Below are 16,030 nucleotides of genomic sequence, written 5' to 3' on the forward strand. Positions count from 1 at the left end.
TTTTCTATATTCTCAGATATGCTAGTTACCTGTACACACTAATTCCTGCTTTTCCATTCACAATCATTCTCGTGGTCATCAACTAGTCCTGCAGCCTGTAGAAAAGACAAGACAGCGACTGGTCCTGTGAACTTGAAACCTCGTTTTTTGAGATCTTTGGCTAATTTCTCTGACAAAGGTGTTTTAGCTGGGGCTTGGCGATAATCGGGAACATCATTAACAATAGTTTTCCCCTCAACAAAAGACCAAAGATAGGTATCAAAAGAGCCATATTCTGCCTGTAACCGTAGAAAGGCTTGGGCATTAGCGCGTGTAGCAAAAATCTTGGCTCTATTTCGGATGATAGCTGGATTGGTCAATAAGGCTTCCAACTCCGCATCTGTCATCTGAGCTACACGATTGACTATATAGCCATGAAAGGCTTTTCGGAAAGCCTGGCGTTTGTTTAGTACCGTTTCCCAAGACAGGCCTGCCTGATAGGTTTCCATACACAACAACTCAAACAATGCTTGGTCATCATGGAGGGGCTGCCCCCACTCCTCATCATGATAGGCAATGTAGAGCGGATTGGTCACCTTGACCCACGAACAACGTTTTATCATGCTCTGCTCCTATTTGACCAACATTTTAAGGGCCGACTTGATATAGTTCTCAGCTGTATCTGTCGTTCCTTCAAAGAATTTCTTGATTTTCTTGAGCTCTGTTGCCTTGTAGCCTAGCGCCAACATTGCTTCCATGGCTTCTTCCAATTCTTGATTTTCAGTGCTAGCTTGCACTGCCACCTTGGCAGGAAGATCATCTCCTGCAACTACTACCTTGCCTTCCAAGTCCAACACCATCTGCTGGGCTGTTTTCTTACCAATTTTAGGGAACTTAGTCAAGTAGGTGATGTTCTTGGTTTCGATGGCTTGAACCAAGCCAGCATTGTCATCGGCAGCGATAATAGCAAGAGCTGATACAGGACCAATCCCAGAGACCGAAATCAGACTGAGAAAGAGCTTTTTCTCATCTTCTGAGCGAAATCCATAAAGCAGATGGGCGTCTTCACGCACGACTTGGTGCACATAAATTTGAGCTTCTTGGTTGACTTGTCCTGAGTAGGCATAAGGATTGGCCACATGCAAAATATAACCGATACCGTTGACTTCAAGAACAATGTATTTGGCAGTGATTTTGGTAATGATTCCTTTTAAATATTCGTACATAGTTTTCCTTTTCTCTTATTTCGTTTATCTAGTATATCATATTTTCTTTATCCGAGGAGCGAGGAGAAATTAACACAGACAAAATATATCAAAAATAATCTGTGTTTATCTGTTGACATATTTAAAATTAAGTACTATAATCATCTGTAATTGAATAACTATCTTCAGGGCAGGGTGTAATTCCCTACCGGTGGTATAGCCCACGAGCCGAAAGGCATGATTTGGTGAAATTCCAAAGCCGACAGTATAGTCTGGATGAGAGAAGATGAAAGTATATTTGTGCTTTTTGCGTGCTCTGAAATGATTACTTGTCATTTCAGAGTATTTTTGTTAATCGCATAAGTTCTCTTTTGTATGCCTTGAATAGTCCCCTATTCAAGGTATATTTTTTTGGAGGTAGTGAGATGAGCGACTCAAAATATATGCAATTAGCAATAAAACTGGCACAAAAAGGAGCTGGTTACGTCAATCCCAATCCTATGGTCGGCGCAGTTATTGTAAAAGATAATCATATTATCGGACAAGGTTATCATGAGTTTTTTGGTGGCCCACATGCTGAGAGAAATGCTCTTAAAAACTGTAGAGAATCCCCTGTAGGAGCGACGCTTTATGTAACACTTGAACCCTGTTGTCACTTCGGGAAAACACCTCCTTGTATAGACGCTATAATTGATAGTGGTATTACAAGAGTAGTCATTGGAAGCCTAGACTGCAACCCTATTGTATCTGGAAAAGGAGTAAAGATACTTGAGGAAAATAATCTTCAAGTTACTGTTGGAGTTTTAGAAAATGAGTGTCTTAACTTAATAAAAAGTTTTAGAAAGTACATTACCCAGCATGTACCCTATGTTTTTATGAAATATGCAATGACAATGGATGGAAAAATAGCCACTAAAACAAATCAATCCAAATGGATTACTGGAGAAGAGGCAAGAAAGCATGTTCATCAGTTACGACACCATGTCAGTGCGATTATGGTGGGAGTCAATACTGTTATTCAAGACGATCCTTTGCTGACATGTAGATTGGAGGAAGGGAAAAATCCTATCCGTATCATATGCGATACACATTTACGAACTCCTCTTACCTCTAAAATCGTAAAAACAGCAAATGATATTAAAACTTACATTGCCACTTCCTCTGAAGACAAAAATAAAATAAAGCTATATCAAAATCATGGCTGTGAAATACTTTCCATAAAGAAAAAAGGCGATCATATAGACTTATCAGATTTAATGCAACATCTAGGAAACATACAGATTGATAGCCTACTTCTAGAAGGGGGCAGCCTAATGAATTGGAGTGCTTTGGAACAACAAATTGTTGATGAGCTGAAAATATATATTGCACCAAAAATTTTTGGAGGCAGTGCCAAGTTTCCTGTTGGAGGCGAAGGTATTTCCTTGCCCAATGACGCTATTAGATTGAAACCTTATGCTTTTTCTCAAATAGGAAATGACTATCTCATAGAAAGTGAAGTAATTTATCCATGTTCACAGGAATAATTGAAGAAATCGGAAAAGTTGAAAGAATACAGAAAGACTCTCGTAATTGTAAACTATCAATTAAAGCTTCAAAAATATTAACGGATATCCATTTAGGCGATAGTATAGCAGTAAATGGTATCTGTCTTACAGTTACTCATTTCAATCATCAAGCCTTTACAGTTGATGTAATGAATGAAACATGGAGTCGAACAGCTCTTACCCTATTAAAACATGGGAGTGAGGTAAATCTAGAAAGAGCCTTATCTGTCAACGGTCGACTTGGAGGTCACGTCGTTACAGGACACATTGATGGTACAGGAAAAATCTCGTCAATAAAAAAAGATGATAATGCTGTATGGTATCAAATAAACACACAAAAAGAAATTTTAGATTTAATAGTTGAAAAAGGATCTATTACAATTGACGGCATTAGTCTAACTGTCGCTAAAGTCTCCAAACTAAACTTTTCAGTATCTGTTATCCCTCATACCTTGGAACAAACCATTCTTAAGAGTAAACAAGTCGGGAGTACAGTAAATCTTGAAAATGATATCTTAGGTAAATATGTGCAAAAACTGATGTATAATTCTCCAAAATCAGAAATATCTAGAGAACTATTATATCAAAATGGATTTTAGCAGAAAGGATGATCAGTCAATGGAATATCGAAAAATACAAGAAGCATTAGAAGCATTGCAGAAGGGACGACTTGTTCTTGTTATAGACGACAAGGATAGAGAAAACGAAGGAGACTTAATTTGTTCCGCACAAGCAGCTACAACAGAAAATGTTAATTTCATGGCTACTTATGCCAAAGGATTAATTTGTATGCCTATGAGCGAACGTTTAGCTAACCAATTAATGCTTTCACCTATGGTTGAAAACAATACAGATAATCATAAGACTGCTTTTACAGTTTCAATTGATTATAAAGAAACGACCACAGGTATTTCTGCCGAGGAAAGAGGACTGACCGCACGTATGTGTGTAGCTGAAGATATAAGCCCCTCTGATTTTCGCAGGCCAGGACACATGTTTCCTTTAATTGCAAAAAAAGGTGGTGTTCTAGAAAGAAATGGACACACAGAAGCAACTGTTGATCTATTAAAATTAGCAGGACTAAAAGAGTGTGGCCTATGTTGTGAAATAATGAATCATGATGGCAAAATGATGAGAACAGATGATTTAATTCAGTTCTCGAAGAAACACAACATTCCACTAATTACCATCAAAGAATTACAAGAATATAGGAAAATATATGATCAGCTGGTAGAACGAGTTTCAACTGTCAATATGCCTACTAGATACGGTAATTTCAAAGCAATTAGCTATATAGATAAACTAAATGGGGAACATCATCTTGCTCTTATTATGGGAAATATAGAGGATGGAACCAATGTATTATGTCGGGTCCACTCTGAATGTTTAACAGGAGATGTTTTAGGCTCTTTACGGTGCGATTGTGGACAGCAATTCGATAAAGCTATGAAAATGATTGCTGAAAATGGTTCAGGTGTCTTACTTTACTTGCGACAGGAGGGACGAGGAATTGGACTTATCAATAAATTAAAAGCCTATCATTTACAAGATCAAGGAATGGATACGCTTGATGCCAATCTTGCATTAGGCTTTGAAGGTGATTTAAGAGAATATTATATTGGAGCACAAATGCTTAAAGACCTGGGACTACAGTCACTACATTTACTGACAAATAATCCTGACAAAGTTGAACAGTTAGAAAAATATGGAATTACCATTTCCAGTAGAATACCAATCGAAATAGAAGCTAATCCTTACGATAGTTTTTATTTAGAAACAAAGAAAAATAGAATGGGTCACATTTTAAATATGGAGGAAAAATAAATGAACACTTATGAAGGTAATTTAGTAGCAAACAATATTAAAATCGGTATTGTTGTAGCGAGATTTAATGAATTTATAACTTCAAAATTATTATCCGGAGCACTAGATAATCTCAAAAGAGAAAATGTAAACGAAAAAGATATCGAGGTAGCCTGGGTTCCAGGAGCTTTTGAAATACCACTGATTGCATCAAAAATGGCAAAAAGTAAAAAATATGATGCAATTATCTGCTTGGGAGCTGTCATTAGAGGTAGTACAAGTCATTATGATTATGTATGTAGCGAGGTATCTAAGGGAATCGCCCAAATCAGTTTAAATAGCGAAATCCCAGTTATGTTTGGTGTGCTAACGGCAGATACAATTGAACAAGCCATAGAGCGAGCTGGCACTAAAGCAGGAAATAAGGGTTCTGAGTGTGCACAAGGAGCTATTGAAATGGTCAACCTAATTCGTACATTAGACGCTTAGAACAGACTCTACTTTTAGACGAATAAAGAAACTTGGCAAAATCGCAATTTAATACTCTATGAAAATCACAGAGCAAACTAGGAAGCCAGTCGCAGATTGGTAAAACACAGCTTTGATGTTGCAAACAAAACTGGCAAAATTAGCTCAAAACACTGTTTTGAGATTACTGATAAAACGGACATGGTTTAAAGAGATTTTTGACGAGTATTCGGAAAAAAGTAAATATTTCCATGATAAAACGCATAGAATCAAGGTTTTTGAACACCTGATTTTATGCGTTTTTCTGATTTTGAAAATTTTTCCCAGACTTTTTGTACTTTTATACTCAATGAAAATCAAAAAGCAAACTAGGAAGCTAGCCGCAGACAGTACTTGAGTACGGCAAGGCGAAGCTGACGTGGTTTGAAGAGATTTTCGAAGAGTATTAATATTTCCCCAACTCACGGAGACTGGTGTGATTTTCCTGAATGCGTCGGAACATCTTTTCCATATCCGACTTGGTAAAATGCACCAAAACAGGGCGTCCGTGGGGACAGTTATAGGGATTGTCACATTGAGAGAGCTGATAGAGGAGTTGTCTGGCTGAATGGTCATCGATGCGATGGTTGGCCTTGATAGACCGTTTGCAGGACATCATGATAGCCAGCTCTGCCCGGTATTTCTTGATAGAAACTTCCTTGGTCAAAAGGAGCATGTCGCACATCTCATAGATGCCTGATTCAATCTCTTCTTCTGTCATCCAAATAGGATGTTCACGTAAGATAAATTGATTTTCTCCGTACTCTGCTAGAAAGACTCCTACTTCCTCCAAATGTGCCATCCTTTCCTTGAGACGCAGGGCATCATCCGCTGGAAATTCAAAGATATAGGGCACTAGGAGTTGCTGCTGGCTCTGGTCAACATTGCCAATGCTTTCACGGTACTCCTCGTACTTGACCCGTTCCTGCGCCGCATGTTGGTCTATGATGTAGAGCCCATCTCGCCCTTGGACAAAGAGATAGGTTCCATGCATTTGTCCGAAAAATTCCAACTCTGGGAAGCTTGAAGATTCTTCTCGTTCCAGCTTGTCATAAGCCTTATCAAGACTCGCAAGGTCTAACTCTGGGTGATCTAGCTGGTCGTAGTTAGCAGGCTTTCTCTCTGCAAAATGCAGTTTAGCTGGCTTGGTCAATTGGTCCAAGGTTTCTTTGGCAAATAGGGTTAAATCCTGCCCTTCCTCAGTCAATTCTACCTGATAATCAGCCACCTCAGCTTGACTGGATCTTATCGGCTCAGTTTGCTCATAGTAAAGAGTATTTTCTTTGAGTGGGAGAATAGTTTGCTCCACCTTCTCACGATTGCGCACGGTCGATTTGGCAAGATTTTCCAAGGCATCTGGAATCAAGGTTTGCTCCTTGAGACTATTTACAATAGCTTCTGAAACCAGGGTCATCAGTTCTTTTTCCTTGGAAATCCGCACCTCTTGCTTAGTCGGATGCACATTGACATCCGCTAGATAAGGGTCGATATGAATGTGAATGACAGCCAGTGGAAAACGGCCTACCATGAGCTTACTTCCGTAACCATCTAAAATAGCACGATTGAGTAGGAAATTCTTGATATAACGACCATTGATGAAAAGGCTGATATAGTTGCGATTGGCCCGAGTTAACTCAGGCAAGGACACAAAACCTGAAATTTCGAAATCTAGGTCAGAATTCTCAATTTCAATCATCTTCTTGGCACTCGCCAAACCGTAAATCCCTGCGATTGCTTGACGCAGTTGTCCAGTCCCTGCTGTCCGCGTCATTTCCTTGCCATCACTGATTAAACTAAACGAAATTTCAGGATGGGCCAAGCCCAGACGGTTGACAATATCAATGATATGAGACAGCTCCGCTTGCTGACTCTTCATATACTTGAGACGAGCAGGCGTGTTGAAAAAGAGGTCCTCCACACAAACCTTGGTCCCCACAGGACTAGTCGCTGGGATGACTTCTTCAACTTCTCCCCCACGTGCGACGAGCTTGGTTCCGTGACTTGCGCCCTCAACTGCTGTCAAAAGAGTTAAAACGCTGACGGATGCGATAGAAGGCAGAGCTTCACCACGAAAACCAAGCGTCCGAATCCGAAAGAGATCTGCTTGATTTTTTATCTTACTAGTCGCATGACGACGCAGAGCCAATTCTACCTCATCGTGGGTAATTCCATGACCATTATCTGTGATTTGAATCTTCTTGAGACCTGATTCCTCAATCTCAATGATAATCTGACTAGAACCCGCGTCAATGGCGTTTTCTACCAGCTCCTTAACAACGCTAGCTGGACGCTCGATAACCTCTCCAGCTGCAATCTGGTTTGCCAGCACCTCTGGCAATTCAATAATATGAGACATCTTTCAGCCCCTTTCTGTATCTATTTTCCTAGAAATTGATTAGTGCTATTATACCATATTTCAGACAGGACAGAAAAGCAAGCACCACATAGGAGCCAAATCCCTCCACATAGACAAAGTCCCTTGCAAGGGTCTGGAAAATAGTGTTTAATAAAGATATACAGGAAGTGATCACAACCTTGTATAACTAAAAAGGAGAAAAATTTATGAAAGTAGAACTACAGATTAGTGAGACTTACGAAGAGGAAAAGCTGATTGTTCAAGCACCTCAAGAAACCGATAAAATCCAGAAAGTCATCGAGTTCGCAGAAAATCTGGATCTAACAGAAAAAATCAAAGGGAAAATCGATAATCAGGTCTATCTCGTTGAGATTGGTAAGATACAACGCTTCTATATCGAGAATCGGAAGGTTCTAGCAGAAACAGCGAGTCAGACCTACAGCATTGATTTGCGACTCTATCAGGTCCTTGAAATTCTGCCAACAACTTTTATCCAAATTTCCCAATCAGAAATCATCAATATCAACTCCATCTCTCATCTCAAGCTTACGCCCAACGGTCTGGTAGAAATCTTTCTAAAAAACGAAAGCTTCACCTATTCTTCACGCCGTTATCTAAAAACCATCAAGGAGAAATTAGAACTATGAAAAAACAAATCTTCCACGACGCAGCTACTGGTGTCCTCATCGGCCTCATCCTCTCTATCATCTTTTCACTCATTTATGCACCAAATACCTACGCTCCACTTAGCCCTGAATCTCTCGTCGGCCAAGTGATGACCCAACATCAGATTTACGGTGCCCTGGTCTTGCTCTACTGCACACTAATCTGGGCAGCCATCGGTATTCTCTTCAACTTTGGCAAGCGATTATTCAGCCGTGACTGGAGCTTGCTTCGTGCGACTCTGACTCATTTTTTCCTCATGCTAGTAGGCTTTATCCCACTAGCAACCCTAGCAGGTTGGTTCCCTTTCCACTGGATCTTCTATCTCCAGCTCATATTTGAGTTTGCGATTGTCTACCTCATCATTTGGACTATTTCCTATAAAAGAGCATCAAAAAAAGTAGACCATATCAATCAACTCTTGGAGCATAGAAAGTAAGAGTTCTGATAGAATTGCCTAGGATAGTAAAAAGAGAGGCTGAGACAAAAAGATTCTGATTTTGGGAATTCTTTATTATAAAATTTTAATACTCTTCGAAAATCTCTTCAAACCACGTCAGCTTCGCCTTGCCGTACTCAAGTACAGCCTACGGCTAGCTTCCTAGTTTGCTCTTTGATTTTCATTGAGTATAAAATCGATAGGTTAGACAAAAAAACGAACAAAACAGAATTCTAAGTTTCAGATAACTCGTTTTGTTCGTTTTTTATATTTAAGGTTAGACTTTTGTCCCAGCCTCTTCCAACTCATACAAATCTGCAATAATCGCTGCGACATGTTTGATATCTTCCAGCATACCTCGCATTTCAAAGTCAGCCAATACAGGGAAACCAAAACGTTGACTGTATTGCTTGGCTGTCAGGCAGTATTGGTTATTAAAGTTACGATTTCCTGAACCAACCACACCAAAACACTTACTAGCATTGTCACCATAGGCGATAAAATCCCCAACGGGTGTCGTCAAAATCTCAACATCTCCGTTATCAACACCATTCCCACCTTCTAGGTAGGTCGGCAAAAAAGTGACATAGGGATGATCCATTTCATAGAAATCTTGGCCTTCTTTGACCAAATCTTTGATATGAATCTTTTGGACCTCAATCCCCTCGTACTGGGACAAGAGATAGTCTTTCAGGCGTGTCACAAAACTCTCGGTATTACCGCTCAGACTGATATAAACTAAAGAAATTGTCTTCATATGTACCTCCATGATTTTATTTTTAATCGAAAAAGAACTACCAAGATTGTAACCTGATAGCTCTTTTTTGTCAATACTTAAGCAAGTTCTTCTGTTTCCTCTTCTTCAGCCAAGGCTTTTTGTTGACGCCACATCTTATAGAAGACTAGTGCTAAGAAAAGAACATTGATGACGATATAGAAAATGCTAACAGCTTTTGAACCAATACCCATTGTCAAACGCATGGTCTCATCTTGAACTAACTGCAAAGCGTCTTGGAAACCAACATAGCCATAAATCGAACCAATAATAGCTAACAAAACATAGCCAACATAAGTATAGTTTGCATATTGCAAATTCTTACGAATAAGGAAGACAATCGCTACTACCACTAAAATAGCAGATAGCACAATCAAGGCAATGTTAAAAATAGAATGAGATACTTCTGCTACTCTATAGGTGTAATTAAGCTGGTCTTCTAATTGCTGAGCACTGACCCCTGCAGCTTGTTTCTGAGCGGCACGAAGGGCTTCTTTGCTAGGTAAGGGACTCAACATTCCAAACAGAGACATAGCTGAAATAAGAGCAGACAAGATTAGCAAGACCCATAGATAAATCGGTTTCTTTTTCATGATAGAACCTCCTGATATTATTATTTATATTATAGCACTTTTTGCAAGGGAATACAAATCTTATAGTATAGTTTCTACCTGTTTTCGGTAGGCTTTGGGAGACTTTCCGCACAATTTTCGGAACACTTTATAGAAATATCCCACGTTACTGTAACCAACAGCATAACAAATATCTTCGATACTGTCACTAGTTGAAAGCAAGAGCTGCTGGGCAGCCTTAATGCGTTGTTTGTTTAGTAACTCTGCGAAGGTCGAATTGGTTTCTCGCTTAATCAACTGCCCCAGATAGACAGGATTGATAAAGAGATCCTTACTAATATCCTTGAGAGAAAGTTCTTTCTGATAATCACGACCAATGACCTCTAGCACGCTGACCACATTTTCATTCATACGATATTGCCCAAAGAATCGGGTCAGAGTTTCCTTGATATAAGAAACCAATTCATCGAAGGATTGAATAGCATGAATGGTTTTGACGATATCCGTCATATCATCAGCTTTGAGATGCTCAAATAAATGGAAAACATCCATGATAAACTGGATAAAAAGCTGTTTGGTAATCGGAACACGAGGTGTATTTTCAAGAACTACCTTCTCCAAAAGATTCAACTCTTCCACGATTTGATTGAGATTCCCCTGAATGATAACCCTATAAATCGGTTCGTAGTAGGCAAAGAGACTCTGAGACTGTTGTAGATTTACAGAGCCGTAAAAGAGGGCTTTCTCAGCATTCAGCTTCCAGCGTTCAAAGCGTTCTTGATAAGGAGCTTCAAAAGGTGTAACGACTAAACCATCTAGGGGTTGGTCAGAAATGAAAATCTGCCAGTCTTGACCCAAGACATAGTAGGGAATAGTGAAGGAGCCTTGTTTTTCCTTTGAAAGACCTATCCACCAGTTCTCCTTACCTCCTAGATAATTAACAAATCCAGCCTCATCTAAATCTTGACTGAGGGTCTGACTTTTCTTTCTTCTCTCGCCAAGCTGACCTGCAATCTTTTCCAGCAGATTTCCCAACTCTACCTTATCAACAGGCTTGACCAAATAGTCCACCACACTAAGGTTCATGGCTCTTTTTACATAATCAAACTCCTGATAACCTGAAAGCAGGATATAGGCAGCATCTGGTAAGATTTCTTTCATCTCCCGAATCATATCAAGCCCTGTTTTGTCGGGCATATTGACATCGGAAATGATGACATCGACAGGATTTTCCTGAACATATTCTAGGGCTTCATCGGCATGACTGGCTGTTGCGACGACCTCCATATCCCACTTATCAAAGGGAATCAAACGTTTCAGACCTTCTGTCACCATGTACTCATCATCTACTAATAATACTTTATACATTTTCTCCCTTTCTACTCATCTTGAATTGTAATACGATACTGAACACCTGCTTGCTCCGCAGACTCTACACTAATGGCATAGCGGTCCCCAAAATAGAGCACAAAACGCTCATGGACATTGACAATCCCGATAGACTGCCTTTTTGAACTGTAACTGGCTTGGTGTTCAAAATGTCTCTGACTTAATTTTTCTCGAATACTTGCCAGCTTTTCAGCCGACATCCCACGGCCATTATCTACCACCAAAATTTCCACAAAACCATCTCGTTTAAGCGCCTTAATACTAATCACATTATCTGTCCGTCTGTGGTCAACACCATGCGCGAAATAATTTTCTACCAGTGGTTGCAAGGTAAACTTGGGAATCTTCATATTCTCTAACTCTGGATCTATCTTGAAACCATAGGCAATGGATTTTGGATAGCGAACCATGCAAAGATAACTGTATTTACGGCAAAATTCTAATTCCTGTTTGAGAAGAGTTTCTCTTTCATCAGAAATATTGTTACGCAAGAGACTACTGAACTCATAAATGATATCTGCCAACTCATCTTGACTCTGCATAACTGCGTACATACGCAAGAATTCCAGCGTATTATACATAAAATGAGGATTAATCTGAGCCTGCAAGGCTCGCATATTGGCATCTTTTTGACTAAGTTCTAACTGATAAATATCATGGATATTCTTTTCCAATCGATCCAACATATCATTGGTCGTCTCCGCGATTAAGAGCAATTCCTGATCTTTTTCAAGTGTGTCAATGCGAAGACCTTCTTCTCCTTGGGCAATCGCTTGGATGGAATCCACCAAATCCACTACCTGCTTTTGGTAGTTAGCAAAGGTCTGCCTCAAAGTCAGATAAAGAATGACAATAAAGAGAAGGCTCAAGCCCACAATCAAAGCAGAGCTGGTCACCGTTCCTTGTAAAACAAAGTTTTTGGGAACTGCCACCTGAACCTGATAGCCATGAGAGGTCACACCAACAAACCAGTTCTCATGTTCCCTAGTGACCCTCTCACCAATATGAAAAATCTCCGTATCAAAAGGCGATGTCACGGTAACAGCCATCGGGATATGACCTCGGGTATTGTCAATGGCATGATATAAAACTTCTGGATCCAAGGAAATGTATATCACTCCTATAGATTGATCCGTTGCTGGATCCAGAACAGGAATTCCAAAACTATTGGCCTCCGGTTTAAAATCTTCCGCAAGTACCGTATGGCCACCTCTCTCATTTCTGCTAGAAACATAAACTTCTTTAAAGTCCTGCAAGACGATTGCAACACCCGTTATATAGTCATTTTTAACATAAAGATCATCAATATTTTCATACAGAGAAATAGAAGTTGACGAAGTCGCTTGATGCTCCAACAGCCAATAAAAATACTCAGAAGTTGACAGGCTAAAGTACTTATAAACCCCTTGTATACGGTCTTGATTGGCTACTAAATCTTGCGCTAACTGGGCTGATTCGCGGTAATAATATTCCACCTCTTCGACTGTTCGAGTGGTTACACGCTGGGCTACTCTCTGAGCTTCCTTTTCCCGTGAATCCCAATCAGCATAGGAGAGTAAAATTGCAAAACTCGCAATAATAATCATCATAACTGAACTGTAGGTTCTTAGAAGCGTATGTAGCCAAAACTGCTTCATTCTATTTTGTCGCCAATTTTTCATGGATGCTTTCATAGACCGGTTCCAACATATCACTGATAAAGAAATGCCACATCCCAATTCCTACAAAGAAAAGTAGGGCAGGCATATAGTAACCAATTGCCACAAGTAGCACTGTCCCAAGGAGAACCTTGGCCACAGCCGCTAAGCTCATAAAGATGCCAATCAAGGATAGTTTGAGACTATTTCGATAGGACAAATCAAAATAGACTTGTAATTTCAAAGATACTGTATAAGCCAAAAAGATCAGGGCAACTACTAGGACATTCAAAAAGGTCGCAATCAAATGAATAATGGTCTGATGAGGCAATTGCACCAAGAGATACAAGCCATAAACCAAAACTAAATCCACTCCTAAAAAGCTATAGAAAATCAGGTTGCTGGGGACGAAATTTTGCTTATAAAGAGACCAAGCCTCCTTCAAACTGTATTCACGAAAGCTATAACCATGTTCTGCATACAGGCTCATCAAGGTGGCACTAGCTGGCGCTAAACCAAGGATAATTCCTCCTGCCAAGGTTAATAGCCAAAAGAAGGCTGTCGCAACCATCCCTAAAAAGAAACGATTAAAGACAAAGTCTAAAAATCTACCCATGATATCCTCCTAAAATTAACTATGAAACTATTATATCATATTTCAAGCGTTTTCAAAAACTTCTATTTTCCATTTACAATCCCATCAAACCGTGGTACAATGAGAATTATGAAAAATTTATCAGGAGACAATTCATGAAAAAATCTATCTTAACTACACTGCTTTTTGCAGTTCTTTACTTCCTCTGCATGGGGATTGGTGTCCTTTTGGGCAATCCCTTTGACCAAACTGGAAACATGTTTTATGCGCCTGCCTTTACTGCCCTTGTCGGCGGTAGCGTCTATATGATCCTAGTCGCAAAAGTTCCGCGCTTTGGAGCCATTACCACTATCGGCCTTGTCATGGCCCTCTTTTTCTTGGGATCTAAACACGGTGCTGGTGCCTTCCTTCCTGGAATTATCTGTGGCCTCCTAGCAGATGGAATAGCTCATTTAGGAAAATACAAGGACCAAACAAAGAATTTCCTTTCTTTCGTTATTTTCTCCTTTAGCTCAACAGGACCAATCTTACTTATGTGGATTGCGCCTAAAGCCTATATGGCTACCCTTCTAGCAAGAGGAAAATCGCAAGAATATATCGACCGTATCATGGTCGCACCAAATCCTGGAACCGTCCTTCTATTTATCTCAAGTATTGTCATCGGAGCCCTAGTGGGTGCCTTGATTGGACAAGCCTTGAGTAAAAAATTTGCACAGAAAATCTGATTAATAAAAAAGAGCCACACGGCTCTTTTTATTTATGGCTCAAGACTTGGTCAAGAAGTCTCCCAAGAATTGATACTCTTCAAAAATCAAATTCAAACCACGTCAACGTCGCCTTGCCGTACTCAAGTACAGCCTGCGGCTAGTTTCCTAGTTTGCTCTTTGATTTTCATTGAGTATGAATTGCAAAGATAATCAAAACGATAATAATGGTTGCCAAGATGGTCACATCGTGATTGTAGCGGTTAAATCCATAGGCAATGGCTACGTTACCGATACCTCCAGCTCCAACCGCACCAGCCATAGCTGTTTCCCCAACAAGGGAAATCAAGGTCACAGTTGTCACACGGATCAAGTCTGGAAGACCTTCTAATAAGCCTGATTTTCCTAGGTTAAAATTTTTTACCCGAAAAACTTCTTTTTTCTAGGGATAAAATGAGTCCTATCATACTCACTACCAAAAAGACCCACCAACAAAGCCTGATATCTTGTAAAGCTAAGAAGGAAAATACAGACATCCCCAAAGGTAATGTTAGGGAAAAAATCATACTCAAGAGATTATTACTTCTAGCTAATACATCCGCGCTCAAGTTAGACAGTAACAGAGTATCTAATTTAGGCATTGATTTCGACATCAAATACATGACAAAGGCTAAGCAGGCAACACCTACTAGAGGAGAAAAATCTAAAATATTAGCAGTAGCAAGCAAGACAAACAGAATTGCATTGAGCGATAGCAAACTTGAAAACGATAATTTCCCAAAATAATCATGGGGAGTTAGGCTACCAAGAATAGCTCCTCCCAAGCTAACACATTCAATTAAAAATAGGGCTTGAGCATAGCTGAGATGATAGATAGTATGGTCTAATAAGTAAAAGTGATAAATACCTCCAACAGCTCCTCCCAAAGTATTCATTACCAAAATGACAAGAATCATTTTAAACAATGATTTACTTTCTCTCTGTCTAAAGATAGCATCCATGTCCGCATAGATTGCCTTAACTTGTTGAAGTAAACTAATCGACTTATCCTCTACACTTACAGACAAATGCGTCAGTTCTCTGCTATTTTTGAACAAAATAAGAGAAGATAGTAAAAAGAAGCCAGCATTCACAATTGCAACAAAAGAAAAATTTTGGTGGCTTGTTGTGAGTAACCACACTCCTAAGGCTTGACCTCCTAGATTTGATAAATAGGAGACAAACTGAGTAAAGGAATAAGCTTCATAGAGCCTATCTTCCGAAATATTATGCTGGATAATCGGCATACGAAGACCTGCTGTATAATCTGATAAAATATCCGAACAGATATTAACCATACAGATAAAAGCAAACGTTACGGAGTTCTGATCATGAATCACACTAGCAATCAAAAGAAATAGCAGACTTTGCACACAACCAACCCAGATAATTGTCCCTGCTTTATTCCGAGTATGATCAGCCTTAATCCCAACATAAAAAGTAAATAGGAAAGGTAAAATCGTAATCATATTCGCCATAAATACAGCTATATTTTTAAAGGGCAGACTCGCAGCATAAACGATAAATACCAGATTATAAATATAAGCTCCACTTGAGCTCAAAAACCTTGAGAAGGTAAGTATTCTAAATAAATGATGTCTTAAGAATAATTTCATAACAGGCCTTTCTCACATTTCAAAGAGTATTCTATTGAAACCAGTCTAACAAAAAAAGCGGGACTCCCCACTTTTTTGTAATATATTTTTTCTGAAAATAAGAACTCTAGCTCCTAGATACTGCTAATTATCAATCCATCTACAAGCCCATTTATTTTTCATCAGTCGATGTAACGAGAATATATTACAAATCTTTATTTGAAA

16 protein-coding genes, 1 pseudogene and 1 riboswitch are annotated in these 16,030 nt (G+C 39.4%); of the genes and pseudogenes, 7 read left to right on the forward strand and 10 right to left on the reverse strand.

The features are described 5' to 3' along the window. Positions 1-38: 38 nt before the first annotated feature. Both RWM06_RS04100 and ruvA read right to left on the reverse strand, forming a co-directional pair. Entirely contained in the window at positions 39-602 is a 564-nt protein-coding gene (locus tag RWM06_RS04100) for a DNA-3-methyladenine glycosylase I (RefSeq protein ID WP_313970205.1), read from the reverse strand. Between the two features lie 9 nt (positions 603-611). Continuing rightward, the gene (ruvA, locus tag RWM06_RS04105) at positions 612-1,205 is read right to left on the reverse strand and encodes a Holliday junction branch migration protein RuvA (protein WP_000273424.1); all 594 of its coding nucleotides are present in this window, start codon (positions 1,203-1,205) and stop codon (positions 612-614) included. A gap of 156 nt (positions 1,206-1,361) precedes the next feature. Continuing rightward, positions 1,362-1,476: riboswitch (FMN riboswitch) on the forward strand. A gap of 133 nt (positions 1,477-1,609) precedes the next feature. On the opposite strand from ruvA, the gene ribD reads away from it, so the two are divergent. Genes ribD through ribE (RWM06_RS04125) form a run of 4 tightly spaced genes read left to right on the forward strand, consistent with a single transcriptional unit; the run spans position 1,610 to position 5,023 of the window. After that, entirely contained in the window at positions 1,610-2,710 is a 1,101-nt protein-coding gene (gene ribD, locus RWM06_RS04110) for a bifunctional diaminohydroxyphosphoribosylaminopyrimidine deaminase/5-amino-6-(5-phosphoribosylamino)uracil reductase RibD (RefSeq protein ID WP_313970206.1), read from the forward strand. Then, positions 2,695-3,330, forward strand: a complete 636-nt coding sequence (ribE, locus tag RWM06_RS04115; protein WP_313970207.1) for a riboflavin synthase — start codon at positions 2,695-2,697, stop codon at positions 3,328-3,330. Before ribD ends, ribE (RWM06_RS04115) begins: the two co-directional genes overlap by 16 nt. 19 nt (positions 3,331-3,349) lie before the next feature. Beyond that, positions 3,350-4,555, forward strand: a complete 1,206-nt coding sequence (locus tag RWM06_RS04120; protein WP_196319924.1) for a bifunctional 3,4-dihydroxy-2-butanone-4-phosphate synthase/GTP cyclohydrolase II — start codon at positions 3,350-3,352, stop codon at positions 4,553-4,555. Beyond that, the gene (gene ribE, locus RWM06_RS04125; protein ID WP_313970208.1) at positions 4,556-5,023 is read left to right on the forward strand and encodes a 6,7-dimethyl-8-ribityllumazine synthase; all 468 of its coding nucleotides are present in this window, start codon (positions 4,556-4,558) and stop codon (positions 5,021-5,023) included. It begins immediately after the preceding gene. 424 nt (positions 5,024-5,447) lie between these two features. On the opposite strand, the gene mutL is transcribed toward ribE (RWM06_RS04125), so the two are convergent. Continuing rightward, the gene (gene mutL / locus RWM06_RS04130; protein WP_313970209.1) at positions 5,448-7,397 is read right to left on the reverse strand and encodes a DNA mismatch repair endonuclease MutL; all 1,950 of its coding nucleotides are present in this window, start codon (positions 7,395-7,397) and stop codon (positions 5,448-5,450) included. Positions 7,398-7,603: 206 nt separating this feature from the next. Here mutL and RWM06_RS04135 point away from each other — a divergent pair, with 206 nt between their 5' ends. Both RWM06_RS04135 and RWM06_RS04140 read left to right on the forward strand, forming a co-directional pair. Then, on the forward strand, positions 7,604-8,044 hold the full coding sequence (locus tag RWM06_RS04135; protein ID WP_313970210.1) for a LytTR family DNA-binding domain-containing protein: 441 nt from the start codon (positions 7,604-7,606) through the stop codon (positions 8,042-8,044). Beyond that, positions 8,041-8,499, forward strand: a complete 459-nt coding sequence (locus RWM06_RS04140; protein ID WP_313970211.1) for a DUF3021 domain-containing protein — start codon at positions 8,041-8,043, stop codon at positions 8,497-8,499. The genes RWM06_RS04135 and RWM06_RS04140 overlap by 4 nt, the downstream gene beginning before the upstream one ends. Positions 8,500-8,776: 277 nt before the next feature. Here the strand turns inward: RWM06_RS04140 and nrdI are convergent, their stop codons facing one another. The 5 genes from nrdI to RWM06_RS04165 form a co-directional block, all read right to left on the reverse strand. Beyond that, positions 8,777-9,256 (reverse strand): class Ib ribonucleoside-diphosphate reductase assembly flavoprotein NrdI, encoded by a 480-nt coding sequence (gene nrdI / locus RWM06_RS04145; RefSeq protein ID WP_313970212.1) that lies wholly within the window; start codon positions 9,254-9,256, stop codon positions 8,777-8,779. A gap of 77 nt (positions 9,257-9,333) precedes the next feature. Continuing rightward, complete coding sequence (locus RWM06_RS04150) at positions 9,334-9,867, reverse strand: ABC transporter permease (RefSeq protein ID WP_313970213.1); 534 nt, start codon at positions 9,865-9,867, stop codon at positions 9,334-9,336. Positions 9,868-9,927: 60 nt separating this feature from the next. Continuing rightward, a complete protein-coding gene (locus RWM06_RS04155; RefSeq protein WP_313970214.1) occupies positions 9,928-11,214 on the reverse strand; it encodes a response regulator transcription factor in 1,287 nt (428 codons plus the stop codon). Between the two features lie 11 nt (positions 11,215-11,225). Beyond that, complete coding sequence (locus RWM06_RS04160) at positions 11,226-12,896, reverse strand: sensor histidine kinase (RefSeq protein WP_313970215.1); 1,671 nt, start codon at positions 12,894-12,896, stop codon at positions 11,226-11,228. Further along, positions 12,874-13,488, reverse strand: a complete 615-nt coding sequence (locus tag RWM06_RS04165; protein ID WP_313970216.1) for a YesL family protein — start codon at positions 13,486-13,488, stop codon at positions 12,874-12,876. The genes RWM06_RS04160 and RWM06_RS04165 overlap by 23 nt, the downstream gene beginning before the upstream one ends. A 134-nt stretch (positions 13,489-13,622) precedes the next feature. On the opposite strand from RWM06_RS04165, the gene RWM06_RS04170 reads away from it, so the two are divergent. Further along, on the forward strand, positions 13,623-14,192 hold the full coding sequence (locus RWM06_RS04170; protein WP_313970217.1) for an MptD family putative ECF transporter S component: 570 nt from the start codon (positions 13,623-13,625) through the stop codon (positions 14,190-14,192). A 166-nt stretch (positions 14,193-14,358) separates the two neighbouring features. Here RWM06_RS04170 and RWM06_RS04175 read toward each other — a convergent pair. Beyond that, positions 14,359-14,565: pseudogene (locus RWM06_RS04175) on the reverse strand (ABC transporter permease); the annotation flags it as partial. Positions 14,566-14,581: 16 nt separating this feature from the next. Continuing rightward, the gene (locus RWM06_RS04180) at positions 14,582-15,826 is read right to left on the reverse strand and encodes a transporter (RefSeq protein ID WP_313970218.1); all 1,245 of its coding nucleotides are present in this window, start codon (positions 15,824-15,826) and stop codon (positions 14,582-14,584) included. Between the last annotated feature and the right edge of the window lie 204 nt (positions 15,827-16,030).

The sequence above is a fragment of the uncultured Streptococcus sp. genome, from assembly GCF_963516575.1.
In the GTDB taxonomy this organism is placed as follows: domain Bacteria; phylum Bacillota; class Bacilli; order Lactobacillales; family Streptococcaceae; genus Streptococcus.